The organism is Deinococcus sp. Arct2-2, assembly GCF_004801315.1.
Taxonomy (GTDB): domain Bacteria; phylum Deinococcota; class Deinococci; order Deinococcales; family Deinococcaceae; genus Deinococcus.
The window spans coordinates 34,376-58,341 of record NZ_SSNW01000026.1 but is presented as its reverse complement, the minus strand read 5'-3'; the positions used below and the strand labels follow the sequence as shown (position 1 = coordinate 58,341).

Annotated in this window: 23 protein-coding genes; 15 read left to right on the top strand and 8 right to left on the bottom strand. The window is 61.4% G+C overall.

Annotated features, from left to right (window positions below; translation table 11 throughout):
• The first annotated feature begins 204 nt into the window (after positions 1-204).
• The 3 genes from E7T06_RS12155 to E7T06_RS12145 all read left to right on the top strand — a co-directional run bounded on the left by E7T06_RS12155 (position 205) and on the right by E7T06_RS12145 (position 3,198).
• Positions 205-1,473: an MFS transporter gene (locus E7T06_RS12155; protein WP_136366047.1), complete on the top strand. Its 1,269-nt coding sequence runs from the start codon at positions 205-207 to the stop codon at positions 1,471-1,473.
• A gap of 111 nt (positions 1,474-1,584) precedes the next feature.
• Positions 1,585-2,097 carry a pyridoxamine 5'-phosphate oxidase family protein gene (locus E7T06_RS12150; protein WP_136366046.1) on the top strand — a complete coding sequence of 171 codons (513 nt, stop codon included), beginning with the start codon at positions 1,585-1,587 and terminating at the stop codon, positions 2,095-2,097.
• Positions 2,098-2,268: 171 nt separating this feature from the next.
• Entirely contained in the window at positions 2,269-3,198 is a 930-nt protein-coding gene (locus E7T06_RS12145) for a DMT family transporter (protein WP_136366045.1), read from the top strand.
• Positions 3,199-3,267: 69 nt separating this feature from the next.
• Here the strand turns inward: E7T06_RS12145 and E7T06_RS12140 are convergent, their stop codons facing one another.
• Complete coding sequence (locus E7T06_RS12140; RefSeq protein ID WP_136366044.1) at positions 3,268-3,735, bottom strand: hypothetical protein; 468 nt, start codon at positions 3,733-3,735, stop codon at positions 3,268-3,270.
• A 599-nt stretch (positions 3,736-4,334) separates the two neighbouring features.
• Between E7T06_RS12140 and sdhC the strand changes: the two genes are divergently transcribed.
• The 4 genes from sdhC to E7T06_RS12120 all read left to right on the top strand — a co-directional run bounded on the left by sdhC (position 4,335) and on the right by E7T06_RS12120 (position 7,722).
• Positions 4,335-4,691 carry a succinate dehydrogenase, cytochrome b556 subunit gene (gene sdhC, locus E7T06_RS12135; RefSeq protein WP_136366043.1) on the top strand — a complete coding sequence of 119 codons (357 nt, stop codon included), beginning with the start codon at positions 4,335-4,337 and terminating at the stop codon, positions 4,689-4,691.
• Entirely contained in the window at positions 4,691-5,068 is a 378-nt protein-coding gene (locus tag E7T06_RS12130) for a succinate dehydrogenase hydrophobic membrane anchor subunit (protein WP_136366042.1), read from the top strand. Before sdhC ends, E7T06_RS12130 begins: the two co-directional genes overlap by 1 nt.
• A 53-nt stretch (positions 5,069-5,121) precedes the next feature.
• Positions 5,122-6,873, top strand: coding sequence for a succinate dehydrogenase flavoprotein subunit (sdhA, locus tag E7T06_RS12125; protein WP_136366041.1), 1,752 nt, complete (start codon positions 5,122-5,124; stop codon positions 6,871-6,873).
• A gap of 87 nt (positions 6,874-6,960) precedes the next feature.
• Positions 6,961-7,722 carry a succinate dehydrogenase iron-sulfur subunit gene (locus E7T06_RS12120; RefSeq protein WP_136366040.1) on the top strand — a complete coding sequence of 254 codons (762 nt, stop codon included), beginning with the start codon at positions 6,961-6,963 and terminating at the stop codon, positions 7,720-7,722.
• Positions 7,723-8,028: 306 nt separating this feature from the next.
• Here the strand turns inward: E7T06_RS12120 and E7T06_RS12115 are convergent, their stop codons facing one another.
• Positions 8,029-9,270 carry an MFS transporter gene (locus E7T06_RS12115; RefSeq protein ID WP_136366039.1) on the bottom strand — a complete coding sequence of 414 codons (1,242 nt, stop codon included), beginning with the start codon at positions 9,268-9,270 and terminating at the stop codon, positions 8,029-8,031.
• Positions 9,271-9,376: 106 nt separating this feature from the next.
• Between E7T06_RS12115 and E7T06_RS12110 the strand changes: the two genes are divergently transcribed.
• Both E7T06_RS12110 and E7T06_RS12105 read left to right on the top strand, forming a co-directional pair.
• Entirely contained in the window at positions 9,377-9,769 is a 393-nt protein-coding gene (locus tag E7T06_RS12110) for a cupin domain-containing protein (protein WP_136366038.1), read from the top strand.
• On the top strand, positions 9,766-11,124 hold the full coding sequence (locus E7T06_RS12105; RefSeq protein WP_136366037.1) for an alanyl-tRNA editing protein: 1,359 nt from the start codon (positions 9,766-9,768) through the stop codon (positions 11,122-11,124). Before E7T06_RS12110 ends, E7T06_RS12105 begins: the two co-directional genes overlap by 4 nt.
• Before the next feature lie 57 nt (positions 11,125-11,181).
• Here the strand turns inward: E7T06_RS12105 and E7T06_RS12100 are convergent, their stop codons facing one another.
• The gene (locus tag E7T06_RS12100; protein ID WP_136366036.1) at positions 11,182-11,994 is read right to left on the bottom strand and encodes a class I SAM-dependent methyltransferase; all 813 of its coding nucleotides are present in this window, start codon (positions 11,992-11,994) and stop codon (positions 11,182-11,184) included.
• A gap of 440 nt (positions 11,995-12,434) precedes the next feature.
• Here E7T06_RS12100 and E7T06_RS12095 point away from each other — a divergent pair, with 440 nt between their 5' ends.
• Positions 12,435-14,285, top strand: a complete 1,851-nt coding sequence (locus tag E7T06_RS12095; protein WP_136366035.1) for a WD40 repeat domain-containing protein — start codon at positions 12,435-12,437, stop codon at positions 14,283-14,285.
• A 268-nt stretch (positions 14,286-14,553) separates the two neighbouring features.
• On the opposite strand, the gene E7T06_RS12090 is transcribed toward E7T06_RS12095, so the two are convergent.
• From E7T06_RS12090 to E7T06_RS12080, 3 genes are all read right to left on the bottom strand, one after another.
• Positions 14,554-15,714: a M48 family metallopeptidase gene (locus E7T06_RS12090; protein WP_136366034.1), complete on the bottom strand. Its 1,161-nt coding sequence runs from the start codon at positions 15,712-15,714 to the stop codon at positions 14,554-14,556.
• Positions 15,714-16,898 (bottom strand): YjgN family protein, encoded by a 1,185-nt coding sequence (locus E7T06_RS12085; RefSeq protein ID WP_136366033.1) that lies wholly within the window; start codon positions 16,896-16,898, stop codon positions 15,714-15,716. Before E7T06_RS12085 ends, E7T06_RS12090 begins: the two co-directional genes overlap by 1 nt.
• A gap of 184 nt (positions 16,899-17,082) precedes the next feature.
• Positions 17,083-17,349, bottom strand: a complete 267-nt coding sequence (locus E7T06_RS12080) for a cold-shock protein (RefSeq protein WP_136366032.1) — start codon at positions 17,347-17,349, stop codon at positions 17,083-17,085.
• Positions 17,350-17,739: 390 nt separating this feature from the next.
• On the opposite strand from E7T06_RS12080, the gene E7T06_RS12075 reads away from it, so the two are divergent.
• The 3 genes from E7T06_RS12075 (at position 17,740) to E7T06_RS12065 (ending at position 19,941) form a co-directional block, all read left to right on the top strand.
• A complete protein-coding gene (locus E7T06_RS12075; protein ID WP_136366031.1) occupies positions 17,740-18,165 on the top strand; it encodes an NUDIX hydrolase in 426 nt (141 codons plus the stop codon).
• Between the two features lie 148 nt (positions 18,166-18,313).
• Positions 18,314-18,835 (top strand): gamma carbonic anhydrase family protein, encoded by a 522-nt coding sequence (locus E7T06_RS12070; RefSeq protein ID WP_136366030.1) that lies wholly within the window; start codon positions 18,314-18,316, stop codon positions 18,833-18,835.
• Positions 18,832-19,941, top strand: coding sequence for a hypothetical protein (locus E7T06_RS12065; protein ID WP_240741028.1), 1,110 nt, complete (start codon positions 18,832-18,834; stop codon positions 19,939-19,941). Before E7T06_RS12070 ends, E7T06_RS12065 begins: the two co-directional genes overlap by 4 nt.
• A gap of 269 nt (positions 19,942-20,210) precedes the next feature.
• Here the strand turns inward: E7T06_RS12065 and E7T06_RS12060 are convergent, their stop codons facing one another.
• Both E7T06_RS12060 and E7T06_RS12055 read right to left on the bottom strand, forming a co-directional pair.
• Positions 20,211-20,876, bottom strand: coding sequence for an outer membrane lipoprotein carrier protein LolA (locus E7T06_RS12060; RefSeq protein WP_136366029.1), 666 nt, complete (start codon positions 20,874-20,876; stop codon positions 20,211-20,213).
• A 98-nt stretch (positions 20,877-20,974) separates the two neighbouring features.
• On the bottom strand, positions 20,975-22,069 hold the full coding sequence (locus tag E7T06_RS12055; protein ID WP_136366028.1) for a hypothetical protein: 1,095 nt from the start codon (positions 22,067-22,069) through the stop codon (positions 20,975-20,977).
• Positions 22,070-22,172: 103 nt separating this feature from the next.
• Here E7T06_RS12055 and E7T06_RS12050 point away from each other — a divergent pair, with 103 nt between their 5' ends.
• Positions 22,173-22,658: an LEA type 2 family protein gene (locus E7T06_RS12050; RefSeq protein WP_136366027.1), complete on the top strand. Its 486-nt coding sequence runs from the start codon at positions 22,173-22,175 to the stop codon at positions 22,656-22,658.
• 19 nt (positions 22,659-22,677) lie between these two features.
• Positions 22,678-23,964 carry an amidase gene (locus E7T06_RS12045; protein WP_136366026.1) on the top strand — a complete coding sequence of 429 codons (1,287 nt, stop codon included), beginning with the start codon at positions 22,678-22,680 and terminating at the stop codon, positions 23,962-23,964.
• The last annotated feature ends 2 nt before the right edge of the window (positions 23,965-23,966 follow it).

The window sequence follows — 23,966 nt, the reverse complement described above, 5'->3', positions numbered from 1 at the left end:
CCACCGCAATGGTCTGTCCATCCTGCACAATCCCACGCAAGGCCTCAGCCGCACTGGGATAGAGCTTATTTAATTGAGAGGTCATAGGCTGGCAGCATATCCAATCTGAGCAAGAAACCAAACGGGCGTTAGGTGGCGCACGGAGAGCCGAGGCCACGCACTCAAGACAGGCAGCAGACCCAGCCCGTCCTATACTCGCTTCACATGACCCTCTCTTCACTCCCCGCGCCAGCAGCGCCCACTGTGTCGCCGTGGACGCTCTCGGCGTTTTGGTTCGGCACAGCGTTTCACTGGCTGCTGCTCCTGATTATCCTTATTCCAGCCAACGTGGTGGGCTTCGTGGGCGAGGCCAGCAAAGGCACATATTTGGGCATTCTCACGGCGGTAGGCGCAATTATGGCGCTTATTTTGCCGCCGCTGGTGGGCGCACACTCTGACCGCACGGGCAAGCGGCTGCCCTACATCCGGCTGGGTCTAACAGTGAACTTGGCGGGCCTCGGCGTCATGGCCCTCGCCGCCTCGGTCATGACGGGCATGGGCGGATTCGTGGTCTATGTCCTCGGATTTTTGTTGGTGCAATTCGGCAACAATTACGCCACTGCGCCGTATAGCGCCCTCATTCCTCAACTGGTGCCGCCCGCCTTGCGTGGACGCTATAGCGGCGTCATGGGCATGCTTCAGGCGGTGGGCCAACTGTTGGGCGCGGTAGTAGCCTTCGCGGTTGGTACGCTGAATCTGCCCGTATTCGTGTCGTTCGCGGTCATTGCGGTGGTGCTACTGGTTCCCGCCCTGATCACCATGCGCGGCGTGCCCGAAAGCACTGCTCCCAAGGGTCAGGAAGTCTCCGGCCCCACGTTGTCCCTGAAACAACTGTTCGCTTACCAACCCTTCCTGTGGGTCTTTATTACGCGGGTGCTGTTCGCGCTGGGCCAGTACAGCGTGCAGCCGTTTTTGCAGTACTACAGCGTGGATGTCCTGAACCAAAAAGACGGCGTGACGGCCAGTTCTCTCTTGGCAGGATGCATCATCGTGGCCTCTATCCTGAGTGCTTTTTTAGGTGGCCGAATCAGTGACCGGGTGGGCCGAAAACCTGTGATCTATGTGGCGGGCACGACTATGGCGATTGCAGCTATTTTGCTCCTCATCGCGCCGGGATTTGGCGCGGCGTTGGCGTTGGCTGTGGTGTTCGGCCTCGGCTTCGGCGCATTTACCAGCGTGGACTGGGCCTTGGGGAGCGACGCCATGCCCAGCGCCAAATCGTATGCCCGCGACATGGGGATTTGGCATGTGGCCTTCGTGGGGCCGCAGTTTGTAGGCGCACCGCAAGGCGCACTGCTGGACTGGGGCAACCGTCAGGGCGACAATTTGGGTTACACATTGGTCTTCGGCATCGCCGCCGCCTTCTTTATGCTGGGCGTGCTGCTGGTTCGCAATGTGCCCGATACGGCGCATGTCAAAACGGCCAAAGCGTAAGCCGCATTCCCTCACCCGGCCTATCCATTTTCTTGACCTAAGGTTCAGCAGGCGTTGAGACGGTGCCTCAGCCGCCAAAGTCTTCGCAATGAAGCGTGCCAAGCTCACCGTATGAGCAACGATCAGAACTCTACCGAGACCACGCCCGAACAGAGCATCAAAGCTGTGGCGGCCATTATTAAAGACGTGAAGTTTGCCATGCTGACCACCGTGACCTCGGAAGGCCGCCTGCACTCGCGCCCCATGACCACGCAGGAGCAGGAATTTGACGGCGACATCTGGTTTTTGGGCAACAAAGACGCCGAATCCACCGACGATATGCGCCACCGCCCCGAAGTGAACTTGAGCTTCTCTAACCCCGAAAAAGGCAACTATGTGAGCCTGACGGGAACGGCAGAACTGGTGGAAGACCGCGCCAAGCTGGATGACCTCTGGAACGACTTTTACAAGACGTACTTCGAGGGCGGTAAGGAAGATCCGAACATCCAGTTGATTAAGATTCACGCTCACGGCGCGGAATACTGGGAGAGCGACGGCCGGGTTCGCAGCTTCCTTCAGATGGCGAAGGGCGCGATTACGGGCAAACAGCAGAGCATGGGCAAAAACGACACCGTGAATCTGTAAGCACTCATCGCAATCTAAGGCGGGCGGCTAAGGCTGTCCGCTTTTGCTCATGAATCCCCTAGCAGACAGCCAATCGGGACAGCCTCAAATTAAGCCGCGTATGCTCTGGCCTGTGACTCCACAACAATTCAGAGCCAAATTTCAGGCTGCATCAGAGCCTCTGCTTCATCTATGACTGACCCAACTGTGGCCTTGCAACGGCGGGCGCTGGTGGGCGTGCTGCTGACCGTAACGATGTGGGGCGCGAACGTGGTGCTGCTGAAGGCCTTGCTGGGCAGCACCAACGCCGAAACCATCAATGTCGGGCGCTTTGTCATTGCGGGCAGTGTGCTGGTGGCCCTGAGTGTACGGGCGCACGGTTGGCCGCGCTGGGACGCCACAACTTGGCTGGCAGTGGCGGTGGTAGGGTTCCTCGGCAATACCCTGTTTCAGGCCTTCTTTCTCACTGCTATTCGGGCCAATCCTGCGGGTGTAGGCGGCCTAGTGACGGGAATCGTGCCGGTGCTGGTGCTGCCGCTGGGCCTGTTGCTGGGGCAAAAGGTAAGTGGACGGCAAACGGCGGGGGTGGGAGTGGCCTTCGCGGGACTCCTCGGCCTGTTGGCAGTGACGCTGCAACCGGGCGCACATGTCACGCTGAGCGGGCTGGGTTGGGTACTGGCAGCAGCAGGCGCGTGGGCGGGCTACACGCTGTTCAACCGCCCACTGACGGCGCAGTTAGGAGCGCTGCCGTTCGTGGCCTTCAGCCTGCTGCTGGGCTGCCTCCCCTATCTGCTGTGGGCTGTGCCGCACCTGCATGACCTGAACCGCCTAGCGCCGCTGACTGTGCTGGGCATTGTGGTGAGTGCGCTGGGGGCTAATGTGCTGGCGTATCTGGCGTGGGCCAATGGGACCAACATACTCGGCGCAGCCCGCACCGCCGTCTGGAACACCCTCGCGCCTGCTGTTGCCCTGCTGCTCAGCGCCGCCGTGCTGCACGAACGGTTGCCCACAGCAGTCTGGCTGGCCGCAGGCGTGATCCTGCTGGGTGCGGCGCTTGCCAACTGGCCGGAACAAAAGAAGCGGGCGCAGGAAACTGCCACGTCTCCCCGCCCTGAACTCTGAGCTGTCCCACTTGTCAGGACACTCTATCCCAGTGTCCTAAAGCTTTCGCTCCCTTCTGATCTCCGGTACTCAGTCCAGTTGCATGTCGATAACAGGCGGTTTGTCCGTCTTGGCTTCCGGTTGCGGCTGTACAACCTCCGCTTCTGCCATGACCGTTTCGGGCTTGGGCTGGGGCGGGCGCACCATCGGCGTGAAGGTGTTTTCTTGGGCCGTGATTTTGGCCTGCACGATGGGCGTCGCGGGTGTGACCGACTCGCCGCCCGCCACGCTGACCCAACCCGCTGTGCCAGACGGTGCATCGGCGGCCTGTGTTGCACGCGCCGGGGCCAGTTTGATGGGAGGCAAGGTGCTGGTTTGGGCGATGCGGGCGGCGTTTTGCGTGGCCGCAGTCTGCGCGGCGCGGCGGGCGGCCAACATGATGGAATCCACTTCGGCAGCCGTCAGAATTCCCTTGGACTGCAAGGTGCCGAGGATAGCCAGCGCGAGTTTCCGGGCGTACTCGCCGTCGTTGGGAGGGGGGGAAGCGCCGAGGGTCATAGGCCGCTACCTTATACCAATTTGCGAGACTGCGCGAGAATCGTTCGAGCGGACTGGAACAGCTGCGAAGCAGAGCAAGTAGCAAAAAGTGCGGGAGGAGTGGCGTGGTCAACCGCCTCAGTTCACGACGAAGGCTGGCGGCGCTGGACGGCCCTATCGATGCTGTTACGGATGTTCGGGAAGCAGAGCAAGTCCGTATGACTCTATTCGTGGCCGAGTTTGATGCGCCCCAGATGGCCCGGACGCCGCCGCAAGTGGCTCAGGAAACGCCGCATTTGCATCAGGAAGCACGGTGTTGTGGGATACAAGTGACACAATAGACGCAATGCAACATAGACCCAGTACAAAAGCAGCCGGGACAAAAGAAGAATGGGGCGGGCAAGAGTTGCCCCCTGCCGGGTAACAGACAGGCAGACAGGGCAGTGAGGCGGCGCGGAGCCGCACAGTAGATGCAGGCTTGGGTGGTATTCTGGAGCAGTCTGACAAGGTGGCGTGTACCCATCACCCACACCAAAACGCACCGGCTCAGGCATCACTCACGGGCAAAATTTTAGCCTGAGCGGTGCGGTACGCGAAGAACTGTTGAGGAGGACTGAGGAATGTACCGAGGAAGAGAGGGGCAGTGGGCGTTCCTGCTCCACCGTCTGTCCGGGCTGGCGATTCTGGCTTATCTGTTGCTGCACGTATTCAGCATCGGATCATTCATTTTCGGCGAGCGTTTTTATATGGCCATCCATCACACCTATGACCTCTGGTTCTTCCGGCTGGGTCTGGTCGTCATTACAGCGGGCGTGGTTTACCATGCCTTCAACGGCTTGCGCATCATCGTTATGGACTTTACGGGCGCGGGCGTCGCTTATCAGCGTCAGATGTGGTACGGCGTGATGGCACTTAGCGTTCTGAGCGCCTTGTACGCCGCTTACCGCCTCTACCCCCGCTTGATCGGAGGTTACTGATGATTCGGGCACGTACCTTTATAGATGCGCGGCAACAGTCGCACTCCAACGCCGAACTGAATTGGTGGATTTTCATGAGAATCAGCGGACTGATCTTGGTCTTCTTGATTCTCGGCCATATCTACATGACGTTTATTCAGGTCAGCGAAGCCGACGCCACTTTCGACGCAGTCGTAAGCAAACTCAGCAATCCGGCATGGAAGTTCTATGATTGGCTGATTTTGGCTTTGGCTCTGATGCACGGAGCCAACGGCGCACGCTACTCGATAGAAGATTACGTGCGCTCACGCCCCAACCGGGCTTGGGTCAAAGGTATCTTCTACACAGTCATCGCTCTGGTGTTCGCGTTTGGCACAGTTGGCCTGTTCGCTATCTAAGCGGGCCACTGCCTCAGGCGTTCATCTTCTAACCCGAACAAAGGAAACCAACTATGCATCATCGTTATGACGTTTTGGTGGTGGGAGCAGGCGGTGCGGGGCTGATGGCCGCCCTGTACGCCGCCAAAGGCAATGTCAGCGTGGCCTGTATCTCCAAGCTGTACCCGACCCGTTCTCATACGGGCGCGGCGCAGGGCGGAGTAGGCGCGGCGTTGGGCAATGTGCAAGAAGACCACTGGGAATGGCACATGTTCGACACGATCAAGGGGGGCGACTACCTGACCGATCAGGACGCCGCCGAGATTTTTTCCAAAGACGTGATCGAAGCCGTGTACGAACTGGAACACATGGGCCTGCCCTTCTCGCGCACCGAGGAAGGCAAGATTGCCCAGCGCAAATTCGGGGGCCATACCCGCGAGTTCGGTAAGGCCGCCGTGGAGCGTTCCTGCTACGCCAAAGACCGCACCGGCCACATGATTTTGCAAACTCTGTACCAACAGAATGTAAAAGCCGGAACTACCTTTTACAACGAGTTCCACGTCACCGACCTGATTATCGAAGACGGGCGCTGCCGGGGCGTCGTAGCCTACGACCTGTCTACGGGCGAGATCCATACCTACCACGCCAAAGCCGTGATTCTGGCGGCAGGCGGCTACGGGCGTATCTTCAAGATCACGTCTAACGCGCTGACCCTAACGGGCGACCTGATGAGCATCTACTACCGCAAGGGCCTGCCCCTAGAGGACATGGAGTTCTATCAGTTCCACCCCACCGGCCTCTCCAAGTTGGGCATTCTGGTCACGGAAGGCATTCGCGGTGAGGGCGGCATTCTGCGCAACAGCACCGGCGAACGCTTTATGGAACGCTACGCGCCCACCATCAAAGACCTTGCGCCCCGCGACATCGTGAGCCGCTCCATCATCACCGAAATCCGCGAAGGCCGGGGCGTAGGCCGCGACGGCGACGCCATCAACCTTGACCTGACGCACCTGCCGCGTGAAACCATCGAGCAGAAGTTGGCCGAAATTACGGACTTGGCCCGCACCTACTTGGGCCTCGACCCGATCAAGGACTTGGTGCCGATTCAGCCCACAGCGCACTACGCGATGGGCGGCATTCCTACCGATGTAAACGGCCTGTGCCTCAGCGACGGACACGGCGGCAGCATCGAGGGTCTGTATGCGGCGGGCGAGCAAGCCTGCGTGTCTCTGCACGGCGCGAACCGATTGGGCACCAACAGCCTCGGCGACCTGATCGTGTTCGGACGCCGCGCCGGGATTTACGCCGCGCAGTACGCCCGTCAGGTCGACTACGGCACCATGCCCGAAAACCCCGAAGCCGAAAGCAACGACATGCTGAACCGCATGAAGAACGCCAGTGGCACCGACAACGCCGCCCTGATCCGTAAGGAACTGCAAGAAACCATGATGAACAACGTGGGCATTTTCAGAAACGGCCCCGATATGGAAAAACAGGTCGGAATCGTGAATGAACTGAAGGCCCGTTATAAGAACGTCAAGGTGTCTGACCCCAGCCAGCGTTATAACAGCGAACTGATGGAAGCGATGGAACTCGGCTTTATGCTGGACTGCGCCGAAGCCATGACGGCCAGTGCCCTGAACCGTACCGAGTCGCGCGGCGCACATGACCGCGAAGATTACGGCGAACGGGACGACGCCAACTGGCTGAAGCACACGATGGCCTACAAAGACCTGAACAATGACAACAACGTGCTGATCGGTTATAAGGACGTGAGCCTGAAAGGGTATACGCGGGCCTTTGAACCTAAGCCCCGAGTGTACTAATTGGGAACGTGGGAGATGGATCGTAGAACGTGGGAATAACACCAACCACGATCCACACTCCACGAGCCACGTTCCAAAAGGACTGACATGACCCAAGCACAAATCACGCCCAGTACCCCCGCCACCGTTGCGGCCATGATGACCCTCAAGGTCAAGGTGCTGCGGTTTGACCCCGAAAAAGACAAGAAGGCCCACTGGGTCACCTACGAAGTCGAAGCGAGTGCCGCAGACCGTGTGCTGGACGTGATCAATCACGTCAAATGGTACATGGATCCCAGCCTGACCTTCCGGCGCTCCTGCGCTCACGGCATTTGCGGCAGCGACGCCATGCTCATCAACGGGCGCAACCGCCTTGCCTGCAAAACCTTGCTGCGCGACGTGGTGAAAAAGAGTGGCGACACGATTACCGTGGAACCCATTCGCGGCCTGAAAGTGGAAAAAGACCTGCTGGTGGACATGGAGCCGTTCTTCGACTCCTACAAGGCAATCATGCCTTACTTCATCAACGAGTCGCCGGAACCCGCCGCCGAGCGCATCCAGTCGCCGGAACTCGCAGAGCGCATGGCGCATTCCAGCAACTGCATCCTGTGTGCCTGCTGCACCACCTCTTGCCCCATTTTCTGGGTCAACGGGTCTTACCTCGGCCCCGCCAGCATCGTGCAGGCGCACCGGTTTATCTTCGACAGCCGCGATGAAGCCACCCAGCAACGCCTGAACATCATGAACCAGAACACGGGCGTCTGGCGCTGCCGTACGGCCTACAACTGTACCGAAGCGTGCCCCCGCGACATCCCGATTACGCAACTGATCGAGGAAGTCAAGCGGGCCGTGATGTACCAGCAAGCCTAAGCACCAGCTCTATAACAGCACTAACAGAAGACGCGGAGGCCGAGGGGCTATCCGCGTCTTTTGTCGTGTCAGTGAGACTCTTAGATCAGCTATTGATTCTTACCTAGATTGACGATGGCCTGAAGCTTGAGCAGATTAACCCCCCCGTTGCTGACGCAACGCCCCCCCTTAAAGGGGAGGACTAAAGGCTGTTGCGCTCCCCTTGAGGGGGGCTGGCTGCGAACTGGTACAGCTCCGCAGGAGAGCAGACTGGGGGGTTAATTTGGCAGCATCCATATTACCCACTCGTACAAGAATCGATAACGCTTACGACAACTGCGCCTCTGCCGCTTTAATTGGCTTTTGACTGGTCAGCAGACTGAAAGCGGCCAGCACCAACACTACGCCTGCGCCGAAGGTGGCGGCGGGGCCAAAGCGCGAATACAGTGCCCCGCCGCTGAGTGGGCCGACAACCTGTGCCAACGAGCCGAACGCCTGCGCCCCACCCTGCACTTGCCCTTGTGCTTCGGCTGGCGCGGCCAAAGAAATCAGAGTGCCCTGCGCCGCATTGAAAATCCCTTCGCCCACTGCGAAGAAAACCACGCTGACATACAGCAGGCCCGCGTAAGGCAGCAGCGGCAGCAAAGCCATGCAGACCACGCCCACCACACCCAGCAGCAAGCCGAGTTGGGCCACGCCGCGTTCTTTGAGGGCTTTGAGCAGGTACGGCAGCAAGAAACCCTGCGCCACGATGTCGCAGCAGCCCACTGCAATAAATACGGTACTCATCTGGGCTGGCCCCCAACCGAGCGTATCGCGGCCCAGCAGCGACAAGGCAATTTGCATGATGGAAAACGGCAGGGTAAACAGCACGCTGACATACACCAAGTGCCGCACCACCGGGTAAGCCAGCGCACCCGCCAATTGCCGCAGGGGATTCAGGTGAGAGGCGTTTAGGTGCTTGCTGCGCCGCTCTGGGGGCAGGCTTTCGGGCAAAATGAACGCGCCCCACAAAAGATTGAGGATCGAGACGCCCGCCGCCAAGAACATTGGGGCGTTCAGGCTAATGTGCGAGGCCAAGCCGCCAATCGCGGGGCCGATGATAAAACCCGCGCCCACCGTCGCCCCGATTTGCCCGAATACTTTGCCCCGGTCTTCCTCGGAGGTGGTGTCGGCCACGTAGCCGAAAATGGCGCTCAGGCCGCCTGCACACAGCCCGTCTATGATTCGGCCCAAAAACAGCACCCACAGACTGCCCCCCAGACCGAACACGAGGTAGCCGATCCCGGAACCCAGCAGGCTCAGCATCAGCACGGGCCGCCGTCCGTAGGCGTCGCTGAGTGCGCCCAGCACAGGCGAGGAAAAGAAGGAACACAGGGCGTAGGCGGCCCCCAAGAGGCCGATGACGGCGGCTTGCTGCCCCACGTTGGGCACGTAGCTGGCGACGATAAACGGCAACACCGGAAAAACGAGGCCGATGCCCATAGCGAACAAAAAGGCCGTGATGAGCATAAAGAGCAGCGGCGCTTTTGGGGCGGCTGTCGGCGGAGCGTCAGGAATCTGATTCATAGGTGCAGAGTAATGAGTGGGCGCGGCGCAGGTCTTGAAGAAATACGACATGGGTTTGCGTCTTCTCGCCACCCGCGCCCCAGCCTTCCGCACCTACACTGTTTGCATGACTCCCCAACCCGTGAACCTCGCCGCCGCTTTCGCCAGTTTTGATGAGTTCTACGCCCCGCGTGTGGCCGCCGAACTGAATGGACAGATGGTCAAACTCGCTAAGATTCAGGGCCGATTCGTGATGCATTCTCACCCCAACGAAGACGAATTTTTTTTGGTGCAGCGCGGCGAACTGTTGATGCACTTTGAAGACGGCCCCACGCGCACCATCCGGGAAGGCGAGTTTCTTGTCGTGCCGCGTGGCGTGCGCCATTGCCCCGACGCACACGAGGAATGCTGGGTGCTGCTGTTCGAGCCTGCCAGTACCCTAAATACCGGCGACGTGGGCGGCGAACATACCCGCGACGCCGTGCCACTGGGTGTGTCTAGCGATGAGGCCAGCCGTTGACCCGCGCCCTGTACTACGAGAACGGGACTCAGTTGACCTTCGACGCGGTGGTGCAAGAGGTCAACGGCTCAGAAGTCGCGCTGGACGCCACCGCCTTTTATCCCGAAGGAGGCGGGCAAAATGGCGACGCAGGACGCCTGACGTGGGCCACTGCCTCGGCAGCCGTGCTGGACACCCGCAAAGACAAGGCCACCGGGCTGATCTGGCACAAGCTGGCAGGAGCGTTGCCGCCCGCTGGCACGCCCGTTGTGGGGCAGGTGGACGCGGCGCGGCGCTGGCGACAGATGCAGCGGCACAGCGGCGAGCATTTGCTGGCGCAGGCGTTCAGGCGCGTGAATCCGGCGTTCAGCGTGGCGGCGGTAGGCATGCGGAACCCCGAATGCACACTAGATTTGGAAGGTGACCCGGCAGAAATTCATGTGCAGGCCGCCGAGACCTTGCTGCGCGAAACGTTGGGCCGCACCGATCTGGTGCTGGACACGCCTACCGTTCCGGAAGACGATCTGCACCTGTACGCCCCGCGCCGGGAAACCAAAGTAAGCGGGCAGGTGCGCTTGGTCATCTTCCGCGATTCGGCTGAGGAAGCCTTTGACGTGAGCGCGTGCGGCGGCCTGCATGTGCCGCGTGCCAGCCTCGCCGGGCCGGTGGTGATTCTGCGTACAGAGCGCATCCGGGCGGGCCTGACACGGGTGGTGTTCATGGCGGGCGAGGAAGCAGGCGAGTATTTGGCCCGCGTGTACGGAGAAGCCCGCGCCCGCGCCCAAGGCTTCAGCGTGCCCGTAGACCGCCTGCCCGAACGGGTGGTCGCAACCCTTGCCGAACGCGACGCGCTGAAAGCCGAAGCCGCCGCCCTGCGGGATGCGTTGGCCGCAACGGTGGTCAGGACTGCGCCCATAGAAACTGTGAATGGCCTGCCCGTGCGCTGCGTCGTGCTGGACGATATAGCCATGCTTTTGCCTACGCTCAATGCCGTGTCAGAGGGCGGAGTGGTGCTGGCGTTGGCTCCGGGCGGACGCTGCGGGATAGCCTGCAAACACCTTGATCGTCATTTCAATGTCGTTGATCACCTTAAAGTTGATGTCGGAGCTATTCTCAGCCGTGTTCTTAAGGCAGCGGGAGGCAAAGGCGGAGGCAAATCGGAGATCGCGCAGGGCGTCACGCCTCAGCCGGATGGGTTTTTTGCCGCAATCAAAGAGGCTCTGGCGGCGTTTATTTTTGTCCCAATTCCTGAACGACAGCCTGTGTCCCAACCGGAGTACGGACAGCCCTTCAACAAACTCTCCGCCCCGGCTTTAGGCGTAGACAAAACAGAGATTGTAGGGATGCTGAAGCCCAAGCCTTCGAACGAGGCTTAAAAGGCCGCCAAAAAACCTGATTCACACACCCACCTCGCTTTTCCCACGTCCCACCCTCTACGTTCCCTTCACTGCCACCGCACGCAGCCGCCGGTAATCCGCCATCCACTCCGTCCCAGTCCACAATTTCGGGCGGGCGTAGGCTTCGGCTTCGGCCAGTACCGCTTCCCGGTCTGCATCATTCAGGGGAGCCAGCCACGCGCCGCCAAAGCCCTCCAGCCATGCGCGGAAGCCGTCTTCTCCTTTTAGCGGAGTAGGGCGGGCAAACCAGTGGGTGCGCCCTACCCGCAGGCCCGCCGATTCCAGCAGGGTTGCCAGTTGCGCGGTTGTGGGAAAGACCCACGGGTGAGGCAATTCGGGTAGGCCAAGCGTGGCGGTGGCGTGGTTCACGGCGTCAATGACGGTTTGCATGTTGCCCGCGCCGCCCATTTCCAGTACCAGCCGTCCACCGGGTTTCAGGGCGTCGGCCACCTGTGCAAACACTGTGTCCAGCGGCTTCATCCAGTGCAGCGCGGCGTTGCTGAATACGGCGTCGAACTCGTCTGGGTAGGCCAAGGCGTGGGCATCCACCACTTCAAAGGTCAGGCCAGCCAAACTTGATCCAGCCCGCGCTGCGGCGATCATGTCGGGGCTGGCGTCCACACCCACTACCTCTGCGCCCGATTCGGCGATGCGGCGCGTCAGTTCGCCCGTGCCGCAGCCCACATCCAAGATGCGCTCGCCCGCTTGCGGCTCCAGCCAAGCGCTAGCAAGGTCAGCGCTGGACTGGAACACGAAAGCGTGGCGAGAGCGGTAATGCTCGGCGTTCCAGTCGGCAGAGTTGATGGCGGCAGAGTTGGAATCGGCAGCGGGCTGAGAATCGTGGGTCATGGTGGCTCCGGTCAGGCAAGGGAAGTGGATAACGGCAGGGAAGTGGATAAGAGCAGGGCAGTCGGTAACAATACAGAGGCCGCCAATAACAAAAATCCCCCTCCAGCTTTGGAGAGGGGGCGAACATCCGCAGGGAGACCTTACCCGGCGGTGGCCCCGAGGCAAAGAAGTGGGTTGGCAGCGGTCATGGGAGGCAGCCTAGCATGGGGAACCGGATCAGCCGATTGCGTGGGGATGTTGGTTGGACAAAGGTGGTTTGACTCTCTGCGGCCCCCGCGCTGCTGCGCTCCTCTCCCCCCCGTGTACTGGGTGTACACCCACATCACCCTCTCTGCGTGTCCCGCGCCTGTGATTCACTGAACTGACTAACATCCCGTCTCTGCTGTGATGAAGTGCCGCAAGCCGTCCCGTTCAGTTTCTTCCTACCCTGTGGAGGTTCTATGAAGCGTTTTTCTTCGTTGTCGGCACTGTCTATTGCGCTGTCGATTGCTCTGGCGTCACCCTCTGCACTGGCGGGAAGCCTCACGGCCACTCAGACCTATACCCTCAACGACGCCGCTGCCCAAGACGCGGCGTGGTTCCGGGACGGCAAGCGGGTTGCTATTGCCGTAGAAAATACAGTGGTCATTGCCGACCCCACTGGCAAAGCACTGACCACCCTGCGCGGCCCCACCGAACCCGTAACCCGCCTGAGCGTCAGCCCGGACGGAACGCTGGTGGCTGGGCGCTCGGATGGCGTGTTATACGTGTGGCGCGTATCGGGCGGGCCAGTCATCCGGCGCTGGCCTCCCGTAAACGACACCGAATCTTTCCCAGTGGTACGGGGCGCTTTCCGGGCTGACAACTCGCTGCTGATACTGCAAAACGATCAGGATGCGCCGCTGCTGGCACTGAATGTGGCAACGGGGGCCACCAGCCAACTGGCCGAGTACGGCCCCGAAGACCTGATTACTTCCTCAGACGGCAAAACCGCGCTGGTCATAGACTACGGCAATGCCTACATGATAGACACCGCCACCTTCACCAAAAAAGGCCCAACTGCGACCTACAACAAAGTCGGCAACGCGGCCCTGAGTCCAGACGGCGCGGTGGGGGGCATTGCGGGCGACAGCGGCAAAGTGCAGCTTCTGAGTACGTCTGCGCCTGCCCGCACGCTGTCTACCAGCCTCAAAGTGCCCGGACTCGCGTTCCTCAACAGCGCCACGCTGCTGCTGATGGAAGGGGGCAATTTGGAGCAGTGGGCAGTCGGCACGGGCCAAAAGGTCGGCAGCGTCCTGAAATCTCCACAACTGGAAGACACGCTAGCGGTGTCGGTGAGCGGCGTGGCTATCGGGCTGTCCGACGACTATCCGCCCAGTCTTTTTGGGAGCAGCAAACCTTCCGGGAGCAACTTTTTGCGCTTCCCCGCCAGCAAAGCGCAGGGCGTCGGGCTAGACGGCATGCAGGCAGTTGGGGTGCAGTTCGATGAGGCGTTTATGCTGGGCAGCGGCACGCCGATCACCTCCAATCGTTCGCTGAATTCCGGCGCAAGCACAGTGCCGGTTTTGACCTCGGCGGCGGGTGTCACGGCGGCCCTGCTGGATTCCGAAGCTGGCTTCAAGGTGGCCTTGGTGCAGGGCGGAAAACTGGTGCCCGGCCCCGCCTTGACCGCTTTCGACGACGACCTTCAGTACTTTCAGATCAGCGCCAATGGCAAGTACTTACTGACACATGACGGTTACACACTGGCTGTGACCGATCTGGCCCGCAATACCACGACGACTCGCAACATCGACGATCTGGACTTGGGCGAAGACCTGTTCGATCTGGCTGCAGTGAGCGCCGACGGGAGCGAAATCGCCCTCGTGACCGCCGATGGAACGGCCCTGCGAATCGACAGCCAAACAGATGAAATCATGACCACCGCGCAACTGCCCGACGGCGCGGAAGCCGGACTGCTGGACATCGCCCCAGACAGCACGATTGCCCTTTCGGTACGCCGCGACGATCAGGCGGAAGTGTGGCTGTTCAAAAAGAATGCCACGACGCCCTTTAAGCAGCTTCAATTCACCGGTTGGGTCGACGATCTGGCCTTCAGCCCCGATGGCAAGGCGTTGGCCCTCAGTGTCAGCGGCCTGTACTCTGGAGTGACCGTGCTTGACCCCAGCAGCGGCGCAGAAGTGGCCCGCAGCGTGCCCCTAAGTTTGTACGGGGGCGGCCTCACTTGGAACGCTGGCGGTACACAAGTGCTGGTCGGGCGAGGCACCAATGGCAAAGTAGGAAGCGCCACCCTCCTGAATTTCAAACGCTGAAACTTTGACGCTGAGCAGCAATTTTGGAACAGAGAGGAACTGGGCAATGCCCCCTTGAGGCGAAAATTCTGCTCTTCAGAAGGAGCTTACACGCGGCTTAAATCCGACTTGGAAGGCGAACCCCCCCCGTTGCTGTGCAACGCCCCCCTTAGAGGGGAGGACTAAAGCACTTTCGCTCCCCTCAAGGGGGGCTGGCTGCAAAGCAGACTGGGGGGTGTACACGCGACGTCAACGCTAAATCTTGACTGACCTGTGGCAGCCTTTCCCGCTACTTTGCCGCCTGTTCCAACGCTCGCAGGTGCTCAATCCGGTTGGCCGTGCCGGGGTGACTTTGCAGCAAGTCTTCTACCCGGCTGCTGCTCTGAACACCCTTCTCGTCCGCACCCTTGCCCTCAGCACTCTTCTCGTCGGCCCCCGCGTCCTTGTTTTCTAAGCGGGCCAAGATGTCACGCAGGGGCTTGGTGGTGCCGTATTTTGCCAACATAAAAGCTCCGGCCACCTCGTCGGCCTGCGTCTCGGCGGCCCGCGAGTAGCCGCGTTGCAGCAGGGCGGCGGGCGCGGCGGCGGCAAAGGTTCCGGCGCTGACCAGATCGCCCGTGACCACGGTGGTCAGCAGCGTCAGCCCCAGCGCCTGATAGACGCCAGCCAGCCCATGCCGGTGCGTGACGTGGCCGGATTCATGCGCCAGCACGCCCAAGAGTTCGCGGTCATTGCGGGCCAGCGCCACCAATTGGTCGGTCATGACGACTGTGCCGCCCGGCAGCGCAAAGGCATTGGCCCCCAGCGGAAAGCCGCCGAAGCTGTCGTTTCCGTCGTCTTTCGGTTCTCCGTCGCGCAGCAGCAGGCGGTAAGAGTACGCGCCGCCCGCCCAGCCCATCACTTGCCGAAATTCGCGCTGCAACTCGGCTTGCCGCGCCGCACTCAGTTTGGACGGCCCCAAATACGGCGGTTTATCGAGCAGATCTACAGTTTCGCGGTCAAAGGTGGTCAGCACTCTGCCCGGAGTGGCCGCCGCCGCGCCGCGTGCGATGGCAGGCAACCCGAAGGCGATGAAGCCCCACACGAACGCCGCCATCAGACCCAAAGCCGCGAACGTGAGGCCCCAACTGCCTTCCAGTTTCCGCACCCCGCCCAGCGCCCGGTTGCGGCGCGTGCGCTGTTCTATGGCCCGAATCGCCGCGTCGTCCCGCGTTTCGAAGCGGGTGCGGTCTGGGAATTTCAACACCCGGCGGATGCCTGGGAGTGATGGGTCAATCGTGACCTGCGACAATTGCCAACGGGCCTCAGTGCCGCCGGAAACACCGTCTGCATCGGCTTGCAAGGTTACTTGATCGCCCTGCACGGTGAGGCGAGCGGTACGGTCACGGCTGCTGCGGCCATCGAAATAGATGCCTTCCAGTTGTACGCGCTCAGAATCGTTACCCGTCATCAGAAGCCCAAATTGATATCGAGAAGTTCGGTGGCCGCCTCGCCAAAGGCCGTTTCGTTCGGCGTCACATCGGCGGCAAAGTCGTCGAGGCTGGCAATCGCCAACACTTGAAGACCGCCCATCATGTAGCGGGTGCGGCGCACAGCGGCCCAAGGCGTCGCCAGCCCCAGCGTGACCACTTGCACGGCGGCGTTGCTGAGGCCGATCCACGCCAGCATCCACGGGCTAAACGTAGCGTGGGTTCTCACCACACCGCCGACTTCGATAGAGTTCAGCACCAGCTTCAGTGTGGCTCCCCGGATGTACTGCCACGCCAGCGAGTAGGCCGCCAAAAAAGCCAGATACAGCACGGCAATTCCGGCAAAAACTCCCAAATAGCCAGCGTCCCCGCCACCCGAGAAGGGATCGTTGGAGGTGAGCAGGGCAAACCCCGCGATGACGGGAACGGCCAGTAGCACGGCGGCCCCGATGACCAGCCCCAGAGCGGTGAGGCCGATGATGTAAAAATTGCCGACATCGCCCCGGAAGGTGGCGCGGGCGCGGCCATAAGCGGCGTTCTCGACCTGATAGCGCCGCTGCATAAACCACGCCCAAGGCAGGGCCAAGCTGCTAGAGAGGCCCGCCGCGACATTGGCGACCCCGTAGGCCAAATACGCCCCGCCCGCCGTGCCGTGAAAGCGGAAATTCAGCCCCCGGTGCGCGGTACTGGCCGCCAAAAAGCGCAGCGATTTCATAACCAGCCACGGATAGAGGGCCACGAAACTGACGCCGATGATGCCCGCCACCCATTCCCAACCCTGAAATTGAATATTGGTGGCCAGCGTGTACAGGCCAAAAAACGCCGCGACGATCAGGTAGCCGCGCAAGAGAGCCACCGGGTTGGCGGTGTATTCGAAGTTGTGGCCGTCTACCCACGTATGGCCGTAAAAATACTGCCGGGTTCTGACTCTGGCCCAAGGCGTGTACACCCCCAGCGTAATGATGCTGAGCGCCGTATTGACGATCCAGAGCCGAAAAAACTCGCCTGCCGTACCCGTAAAGCTGAACGGATAGGCGCTGATGGTAGGGGCGGGAGCGGGAGCAGAAGCTGGAATCAGGGATTCTCGCCCCAGTTTAGTCAGATTCACAGGCAATCCATCGGCCTGCTGCTCCGGCGTGGTGGGGGGGAAAGTGGGGTCGGACATGGGGTCAGTGTAGAGTCTGGGGCCAAGAGAGCTTGCCGGGTTTGCTGAACAGACAATGCCCCAACTGACATGGCGATAGATCAAACCTGATTTTGCAGACAACCGAAAAACGGGGCGGCCTTCCGTTCAGCACGCGCCCCGCAACACCCGGATTTCTGAGCGTAAGCAACTCAGGTCAGCCGACTTACCAAGGCTTGCCTCCACTCCGGCTGTCGCTCGCGCCGCCCACCGGTGTAGGCGCAGCATTAGTCACGACGACATTTTTGGCTTGCGGGCCTTTGCTCCCCTGCCCAGCTTCGACTTCAAACTCAACTTCATCGCCTTCGTTCAGCTTGCGAAAGCCGCCGCTTTGGATGGCGCTGTAGTGAACGAATACGTCGGGGTTGCCGGGATGCTCGATGAATCCGTACCCCTTCTCGACGTTAAACCATTTGACTCGGCCCTCTGCCATAACTCTCCTTGAATCTCTACGAATCTGCCGCCGGGTCACTGGCCCACTGGGTCAGCGCCGCCAAATGGGGCTAGATTTGAGATAGTGCGGAGTATCGCATAGAGGCGGCCCCCACTGTGCCGAGAATGCGGGGAACATTAAAGCAAGTAGACTGGCCGACAGGGTTGAAGGAAGAATGAGTGCTTCGGCCCCTGCCCCCAAATTTCAGCGGGAAGCTGCACCGCTTGGCCCTGAACTTCTCTCTAAGGCTGACCCAAAGACCAACAAATCCACTGTGTTGTATTGGGAAGCCAGAATCCGTCCCCTTTGCTGCGGATTCTGACTACTCCGGTCTTGAGCAGGCGCAGTGATCTTGCAAACCGGACGGCGGCTCATGCGTATACTCCAGCCATGACGGCGGCGCACGACAGTTCTTCCCCGGCCCCTTCCGCCGTTCCCGGCGCGGGCGGCGTGGTCTTCGATTCTCTAGGGCGCGTGCTGCTGGTGCGCTACCGGGGCAGCGGCGCGTGGGCTTTTCCCAAAGGGCATGTAGAACCGGGCGAAACGCTGGAGCAAACCGCCGTGCGCGAGGTTCAGGAAGAAACGGGCATTCGCGCCAGCGTGGTTGCGCCGTTGCAAGTCACCGAGTACACCAATGACCGGGGCGAGGCCCGCCAGATTCACTGGTTCAGAATGACCGGAGAGGCCACCACCGCCGCTCTAGAAGATACCTTTGCAGAGGGCGGATTTAGGGATTGTGCACAGGCGCTCGCCCAGCTGTCCTACCCCGAAGATCAGCAGCTCTTGCGTGCCGCGCTCGCCCAGTTGGGTGGGTAAGACAAACTTCGTCCCCTTCCCAAAATCCGTACAGTTTCCCTCCCCCTCCGCAGCTTCTCAAGCCAGATTGAATCTCCAGACTCACAAGGTTCAATGCCAATCTGACCCAGCCGCACTTTTCTAGCCCAGCCGCACTTTCGGAGGCCGCATGCCGCTCTACGCTCTCGCCCAATCCTCGCCCGATATCCACCCCAGCGCCTTCATCGCGCCCAGCGCCGACCTGATCGGGCGCGTCTCTGTGGCAGAGGGGGCCAGCGTGTGGTTTGGTGCAGTGCTGCGCGGCGACCTCGAACCCATTACGGTTGGCGCGGGCAGCAATGTCCAAGACGGAGCCGTGCTGCACAGCGATCCCGGCTTTCCCTGCACGCTGGAAACAGATGTCACCGTAGGCCACCGGGCCACCGTACACGGCGCGTGGTGCGGCGCGGGCAGCTTGGTGGGCATGGCAGCCACGATGCTCAACGGCAGCCGACTGGGTGCAGGCGCGGTGCTGGGAGCCGGAGCATTGCTGCCTGAGGGCCGGGAAGTTCCCGCTGGAATGCTGGCGGTGGGCATCCCGGCGCGGGTGGTGGGGCCAGTGGCCGCGCCCGCCAACGCCGACAGGTATAGGCAAAACGCAGGGCGCTACTTAGTGGAGCTGAAGCCCGTTCTGGGTGAGGCGGAGGCATGACCGGACGCGATGACGCCCGCAAACGCCCCGGCACTGGGGGCCGCAGCGGGGAGAAACATACTGGGGAAGGCAAGAAAGTGAACCGGGAGACACAAGGCCAAGTCCCGGAACTGCCCGCAGAGAAAGAAAAACCCCAGACCGAACTGACCGCAGACGCAACGGCAACGGCTCCGACTCTGCCTGTCAAACTGCCCCGCAAAACTATCGTGCTCCCCGATCCACAGGCCCCGCTGGCCGCCCATGCAGCAAGCTCAAGCGCCGACCCAGTGGCTCAGAATCCTACGCCAGAGGCTCCCCGCCCGCCCGAAGTTCAGAATTACGATGGTCAAGACGATCTGGCCGACCTGACGCCCGAACTCGTGCCGATGTTTCCCGGTGCTGGCCCGTTTCTGGCGCGGTTTTTGCCCTATTCGCCGCCTACCCACGCGGGCCTGAATCAACAGTTCTGCGACCTGCACGCCTTCTTGAAATACCTGCACGAAGCGGCGTGGTACGGCTACCTGCACGCCAGTTTGGGCGACCAGAATGCGTATGTGCTGCTGTTCGAGGGCCGCACAGTGACAGCGGCGGCGGCCAGCGCCACAGGCGAGCAGGCGTTGGGCGAGTTGCTGAACTTGTACGAGCAAGGCGCGGCCCTGAGTGCCCACCCGCTGCCGCCCGTGCTGGCGCATGTGCTGAGCGGCATCGGCAACCGTGCATGGAAGTTTAATCTGACCGAAGATTTTACCGGCCTGCACGCCCGCCCCACCGGAGCCATCTTTTATGCACGCGGCGAAATTGTAGCCACGCTGCCCGCTACCCTGCCCTACGAGGGCGCGTTTCCGGCCCCGCTGCGGCCCCAAACCCTCATTTTGCCGCGCAGCTTGGCAGGGTGGGCGCACCATCAATACACGCTGACCCTTCGAGGCAGAGACTCTATGAACGCCATTACAAGCGTGTATCAGCAGTTTCGTACCCAATATGGCCTGACGGGAATTGCCTTTTTGCGGGCGCTGGGCGAAACATTGACGCCCGCCGAGTACGCCATGAGAAGCGACGTGGCCCTGCATGACCTAGAGCCGTTGGTGCAGGAATTCATCAAAACAGGCTGTGTACGCGAAAGTTGATTCCAAATGCGGCAAACAGGGGGTTTTAGCTCCTCCACCTCTGCGGGGACTCATAGAGCGCAAGGAGCAAAGGTTAGGAGGGGGGAAGCGAGCGCTGCGAATGCTGTTCTACACGTAGCTCGGACAGGCAGTCCACCCTCTACAAACACGCTCTGAGCTGAACGTCTGACAAAAACACAACCCCGGCCAAGGCAACCACCTGTTCCCAAAACCAAAAAAAGAGAAGGCAGCCTATAGCCCCTTCTCTCCTCTTACATGCCGATTGGCCCTTACTGGCGAATGATTTCCGCGTCTTTGGGGAGCGTGCGGAGGCCCGCTGCCGTGAGGCCCGCGTTGACCTTATAGCTGGACACATTCAGGTCGGCCAGCACTTTGTTGGCGCTGCTGACCAGTTGCAGGCGCGTGGGCCTCCAGCCTGCCTCGGTAATCCACACGCGGGCTTTGTCGGTGCTGCCCGTACCTTTGGGGGTGGCCTCCAGTTGGAACAATCGGTTGCCCGCCGCACCTGTGGTTCCCAGCAGTTTCACGCTGTACTGGCTGAGCAAGGTGGCGGCGTTGCTGAGTTGCGTGAAATCCAGTCCCCCAAAGCCTGCCGAGTTCGCGGCCTTCTTGACCGGAGTCACGGTGATTTGGTTGGTCAAAAAGAGGTATTGGCGCACCTCATTTTTGTCGGCCACCACCACGTTATCGGCCAAAGCATCGGGGGCGAGGAATTGCAGGCGGGCCACACTCTGGGCCGGAATGCTCTTCACGGTCAGGTCGATTTTCTGGGCCGAGCTTTCGAGGCTGGCCGTGCCACTTAGGCGAAACGACACGTCTTTGGCCGATTTTTGGGCGCTGTCTACACGGTTGAGGATATCTTGGGCAGTCTGAGCACCTGCGCCGGAAGCCAAAGCCGCCAACGCCAGCACAGAAAAGGTCAACAGGTTCTTCATGGCGGTAGTATCTCGTCTGCTCTCATGAGAAGGAACCGCACCGGCTGATGGCTGGTTTAGCTGCCGGGTGTGCATCTTTGGAAGGATGCCCAACTGGGTCAAGGCGTGCTGTCTTGAGGGGAATCAGACCCGTTTGAATCGGTGCCACTTGACTCACTCCCACCCAGCGGCAAGCGGTAGCCCACGCGAGCGCCGAAGCCTGCCGTACCGCCCAGAGTGCGCCCGCCGCGCACATCAAGGCTCAGTTCGCCGGGGCCGAGGGGCAAGCTGGCTTCTGCCCCCACCCGCAAGGGGGCGCTGGCGGTGCGCCAAGGCTCGTAGGCTGAATAGACGCGAATGCTGCTGCCCTCGCCCAGCAAGTCGGGGGCCGTGACGCTAGCGGTCAGTCCGTAAGTCAGGCCCGTACTGCCCAAACCTGTGCCGCCCGAATCCGTTTGGCCGCGCCCGACAAGTGCATCTAGGCCAAGGCTCAGGCCCGCTTCTGTGGCGTAGGTCAGGCCGCCCGTGACGCCCAAAATGTCCTGCCCAGCGCGTGCGCCTGCCCGGAAGGTCAGGGTTCCGGTACGTTCGGTGGCAGGCTCCAACGTGGGGTCGTCGCCTTCGCTGGGGGCCAGCACGCGGGTCAGGTCGCGGCGGGATTCTACACCCAAGAAGCCCTGATTCTGTGCGCCGAATTCTCCGCCCAGCACGGCCACCAGATTGCGATTGACGCGGTAGCGGGCGGCAATATCGCCAGTCAAGCCCCGGTCTCGCAAGTCCGTGGGCGCGAAAGTCCACGCGGCCAGCGGGTCTACAGCAGTGGCCGATGTGGTGAAAACGCTGGCCCCAGCAGTGAGCGCCACCGGGCCAGCTGTGCCCGTTGCGCGGGAAGACAGGCGCAGGCCACCCTGCCACGTGACAGCCAGATCGGTACGGGAACTGACGGCCCCCAGCGGCGGCAACGACAGCCCCAGCGCGTAGCCCGCGTCTACGGCCCGGTTAGAGATGCCCGCCGACAGTGTTCCCCCTAAAGCACTGACATTGGAGACGCCGACGCGGGGGGTGGTCTGCTGCCAGACATTGCCTGCGCCCACAACGTCCGTGCCTGTGCGGTAGGCAACTCCGAAATCCAAATCCACCGCGCCCGCCGTGCTGCCCAGCAAGGCCGCCCCCAGCGCCACAGCCTTGATCTTGCCTGCCCGAATCTGCTTCATGCGGGTCAGGGTAGCAGGCGGGCAAGGCAGGGACGTTAGTTGCAAAGGCTTACGCTTCAGAATTGGGTCAGGCACCCACCCGGTCAGCACGGTACTCTAGGCCATGCGCCTCCTCCTGCTGCCCATTGCCGCCCTTTCTGCCGCCCTCGTGGGCTGCACGACCGTGCAAGAAGCGGTACAAGTGCCGACTTTCGAGGTTCAGAGCGCACGCCTGAACAGCCTCTCGCTGCTGGGCACCCCCACTGCCAACATTACCCTGCGCGTGAAGATGGGCAACCCCAACGGCGTGCCCGTGCGCCTCGCCAACATTGCCAGCCGCCTGATTCTGGACGGCCAAGACGTGGGAACCATCGATCTGCCCAACGTGAATTTGCCCGCTCGCGGCGAAGCGGTGCAGGACGCCAACCTGATCTTGCCCCTCACAGTCAGCACAGGCGCAACTTTTCTGAAGATCGCGCGTGGGCAGGAAGCCAGCTACCGCCTAGACGGCACTTTTACGGCTGATCTGGGTATTTTGGGTCAGCCTTCCTTCGGGCCGTTTACGCTTGCACAGGGCGTGTGGAAGCAGCCCGCAATCTTGCCGTTTTAAGGAGTATGAGCTGTAGGCTGTGGGCGTGAATTCCGATGCTGCCCCGCTTGGTTCTCCTAACTTTTCTGACCCCCAACGGGCTTGGGCTTATGTTCCGGCTCAGCCGCTACACAGCCAGTCAATACAGGGGCAGTCAGGCGGGCCTTTATCGGGCCTGCGCTTCAGCGTCAAAGACCTGTACGGCGTGGAGGGCTGGCCCCTGACCGCCAGCACCCGCGCCCCTGTGCCCGATCCGGGCGAGAGCGTGCTGGTGCGCCGATTGCTGGAGCTGGGAGCCTCGGCGGTGGGTAAAACACACCTGCACGAAATCGCGCTGGGTATTACGGGCATGAACGGCTACGGCGGCACCGAACACCCCACTTTGCCGGGGCACAGTCCGGGCGGCAGCAGCAGCGGGGCGGCGGTTAGCGTGGCACTGGGCGCGAGAAAAGTGGGTCAAGTGGACTTCGCACTGGGAACAGACACGGGCGGCAGCATCCGCGTTCCGGCGGCATGGTGCGGCGTGGCGGGGTTCAAGCCCAGCAAAGATCACCCCGATTATTCGTTGGCGGGCGTGCTGCCCCTGAGTCCCACTTGCGATCATGCGGGGCCACTGGCGCGGGATGTGGCGACGCTGGCCCGCGTCCATACCGCCCTCACTGGCACGCAGATCGACGCCCAAGATTGGTCAGGCCTGGGCGTGGGCCTGTGGCTGCCGGAAGGCTGGACAGACCGACTGGTGCGGGAAGCGGTGGCAGCGTTCGCGGCGCGGTTGGAGGGCTTAGGGGCCACCCTCTCCCCCGCCCTGCTGCCCGAAATGCTGGACGCTTACACCCCAATTGTGCTGAGTGAAGCCGCGCAGGTTCACCGGGAAGCGTTGCGGCAAGAAGACCCCGGTTTTACCCCCTTTACGCTGGGACTCTTGCGGCAGGGAGCGGCAATCACGGCGGCGGAAGTACAGGCGGCACAGACCCGACGCGCCGACTACCGGACTGTTCTGGATGACTTGTTTACGCGGTTTGATGTCTTGCTGGCCCCCGCCGTGCCCACGCCGCCCCCGCTGATAGGCCAAGAAAACGCGGAGTTGGAAGGTGGCCCACTGCCCCTGCGCCGCGCCGTCTTGCGCCTGACTGCCCCTTTCAGTTTGCTGGGTGTTCCTGCGTTGGCCCTGCCCACACAGACTGAGTGGGTGGGCGTGCAACTAATAATGCAGCGGGGCCAAGATGACCGCCTGCTGGGTCTGGGGTTGATGTTAGAGACCGGCTTTAGCGATGGGGGGGGCCTCACTGAACAGAGTCTTCACCACGCCCGTTTAGGCATAGGCTGAGA

Bases quoted from the DNA above. Each gene is read 5' to 3' on its own strand.
- E7T06_RS12115 (WP_136366039.1), bottom strand. From the start codon at position 9,270: ATGAATCAGATTCCTGACGCTCCGCCGACAGCCGCCCCAAAAGCGCCG.
- E7T06_RS12145 (WP_136366045.1), top strand. From the start codon at position 2,269: ATGACTGACCCAACTGTGGCCTTGCAACGGCGGGCGCTGGTGGGCGTG.
- sdhC (WP_136366043.1), top strand. From the start codon at position 4,335: ATGTACCGAGGAAGAGAGGGGCAGTGGGCGTTCCTGCTCCACCGTCTG.
- E7T06_RS12060 (WP_136366029.1), bottom strand. From the start codon at position 20,876: ATGAAGAACCTGTTGACCTTTTCTGTGCTGGCGTTGGCGGCTTTGGCT.
- E7T06_RS12120 (WP_136366040.1), top strand. From the start codon at position 6,961: ATGACCCAAGCACAAATCACGCCCAGTACCCCCGCCACCGTTGCGGCC.
- E7T06_RS12150 (WP_136366046.1), top strand. From the start codon at position 1,585: ATGAGCAACGATCAGAACTCTACCGAGACCACGCCCGAACAGAGCATC.
- E7T06_RS12075 (WP_136366031.1), top strand. From the start codon at position 17,740: ATGACGGCGGCGCACGACAGTTCTTCCCCGGCCCCTTCCGCCGTTCCC.
- E7T06_RS12070 (WP_136366030.1), top strand. From the start codon at position 18,314: ATGCCGCTCTACGCTCTCGCCCAATCCTCGCCCGATATCCACCCCAGC.
- E7T06_RS12095 (WP_136366035.1), top strand. From the start codon at position 12,435: ATGAAGCGTTTTTCTTCGTTGTCGGCACTGTCTATTGCGCTGTCGATT.
- E7T06_RS12130 (WP_136366042.1), top strand. From the start codon at position 4,691: ATGATTCGGGCACGTACCTTTATAGATGCGCGGCAACAGTCGCACTCC.
- E7T06_RS12155 (WP_136366047.1), top strand. From the start codon at position 205: ATGACCCTCTCTTCACTCCCCGCGCCAGCAGCGCCCACTGTGTCGCCG.
- E7T06_RS12110 (WP_136366038.1), top strand. From the start codon at position 9,377: ATGACTCCCCAACCCGTGAACCTCGCCGCCGCTTTCGCCAGTTTTGAT.
- E7T06_RS12085 (WP_136366033.1), bottom strand. From the start codon at position 16,898: ATGTCCGACCCCACTTTCCCCCCCACCACGCCGGAGCAGCAGGCCGAT.
- sdhA (WP_136366041.1), top strand. From the start codon at position 5,122: ATGCATCATCGTTATGACGTTTTGGTGGTGGGAGCAGGCGGTGCGGGG.
- E7T06_RS12055 (WP_136366028.1), bottom strand. From the start codon at position 22,069: ATGAAGCAGATTCGGGCAGGCAAGATCAAGGCTGTGGCGCTGGGGGCG.
- E7T06_RS12065 (WP_240741028.1), top strand. From the start codon at position 18,832: ATGACCGGACGCGATGACGCCCGCAAACGCCCCGGCACTGGGGGCCGC.
- E7T06_RS12100 (WP_136366036.1), bottom strand. From the start codon at position 11,994: ATGACCCACGATTCTCAGCCCGCTGCCGATTCCAACTCTGCCGCCATC.
- E7T06_RS12090 (WP_136366034.1), bottom strand. From the start codon at position 15,714: ATGACGGGTAACGATTCTGAGCGCGTACAACTGGAAGGCATCTATTTC.
- E7T06_RS12050 (WP_136366027.1), top strand. From the start codon at position 22,173: ATGCGCCTCCTCCTGCTGCCCATTGCCGCCCTTTCTGCCGCCCTCGTG.
- E7T06_RS12140 (WP_136366044.1), bottom strand. From the start codon at position 3,735: ATGACCCTCGGCGCTTCCCCCCCTCCCAACGACGGCGAGTACGCCCGG.
- E7T06_RS12080 (WP_136366032.1), bottom strand. From the start codon at position 17,349: ATGGCAGAGGGCCGAGTCAAATGGTTTAACGTCGAGAAGGGGTACGGA.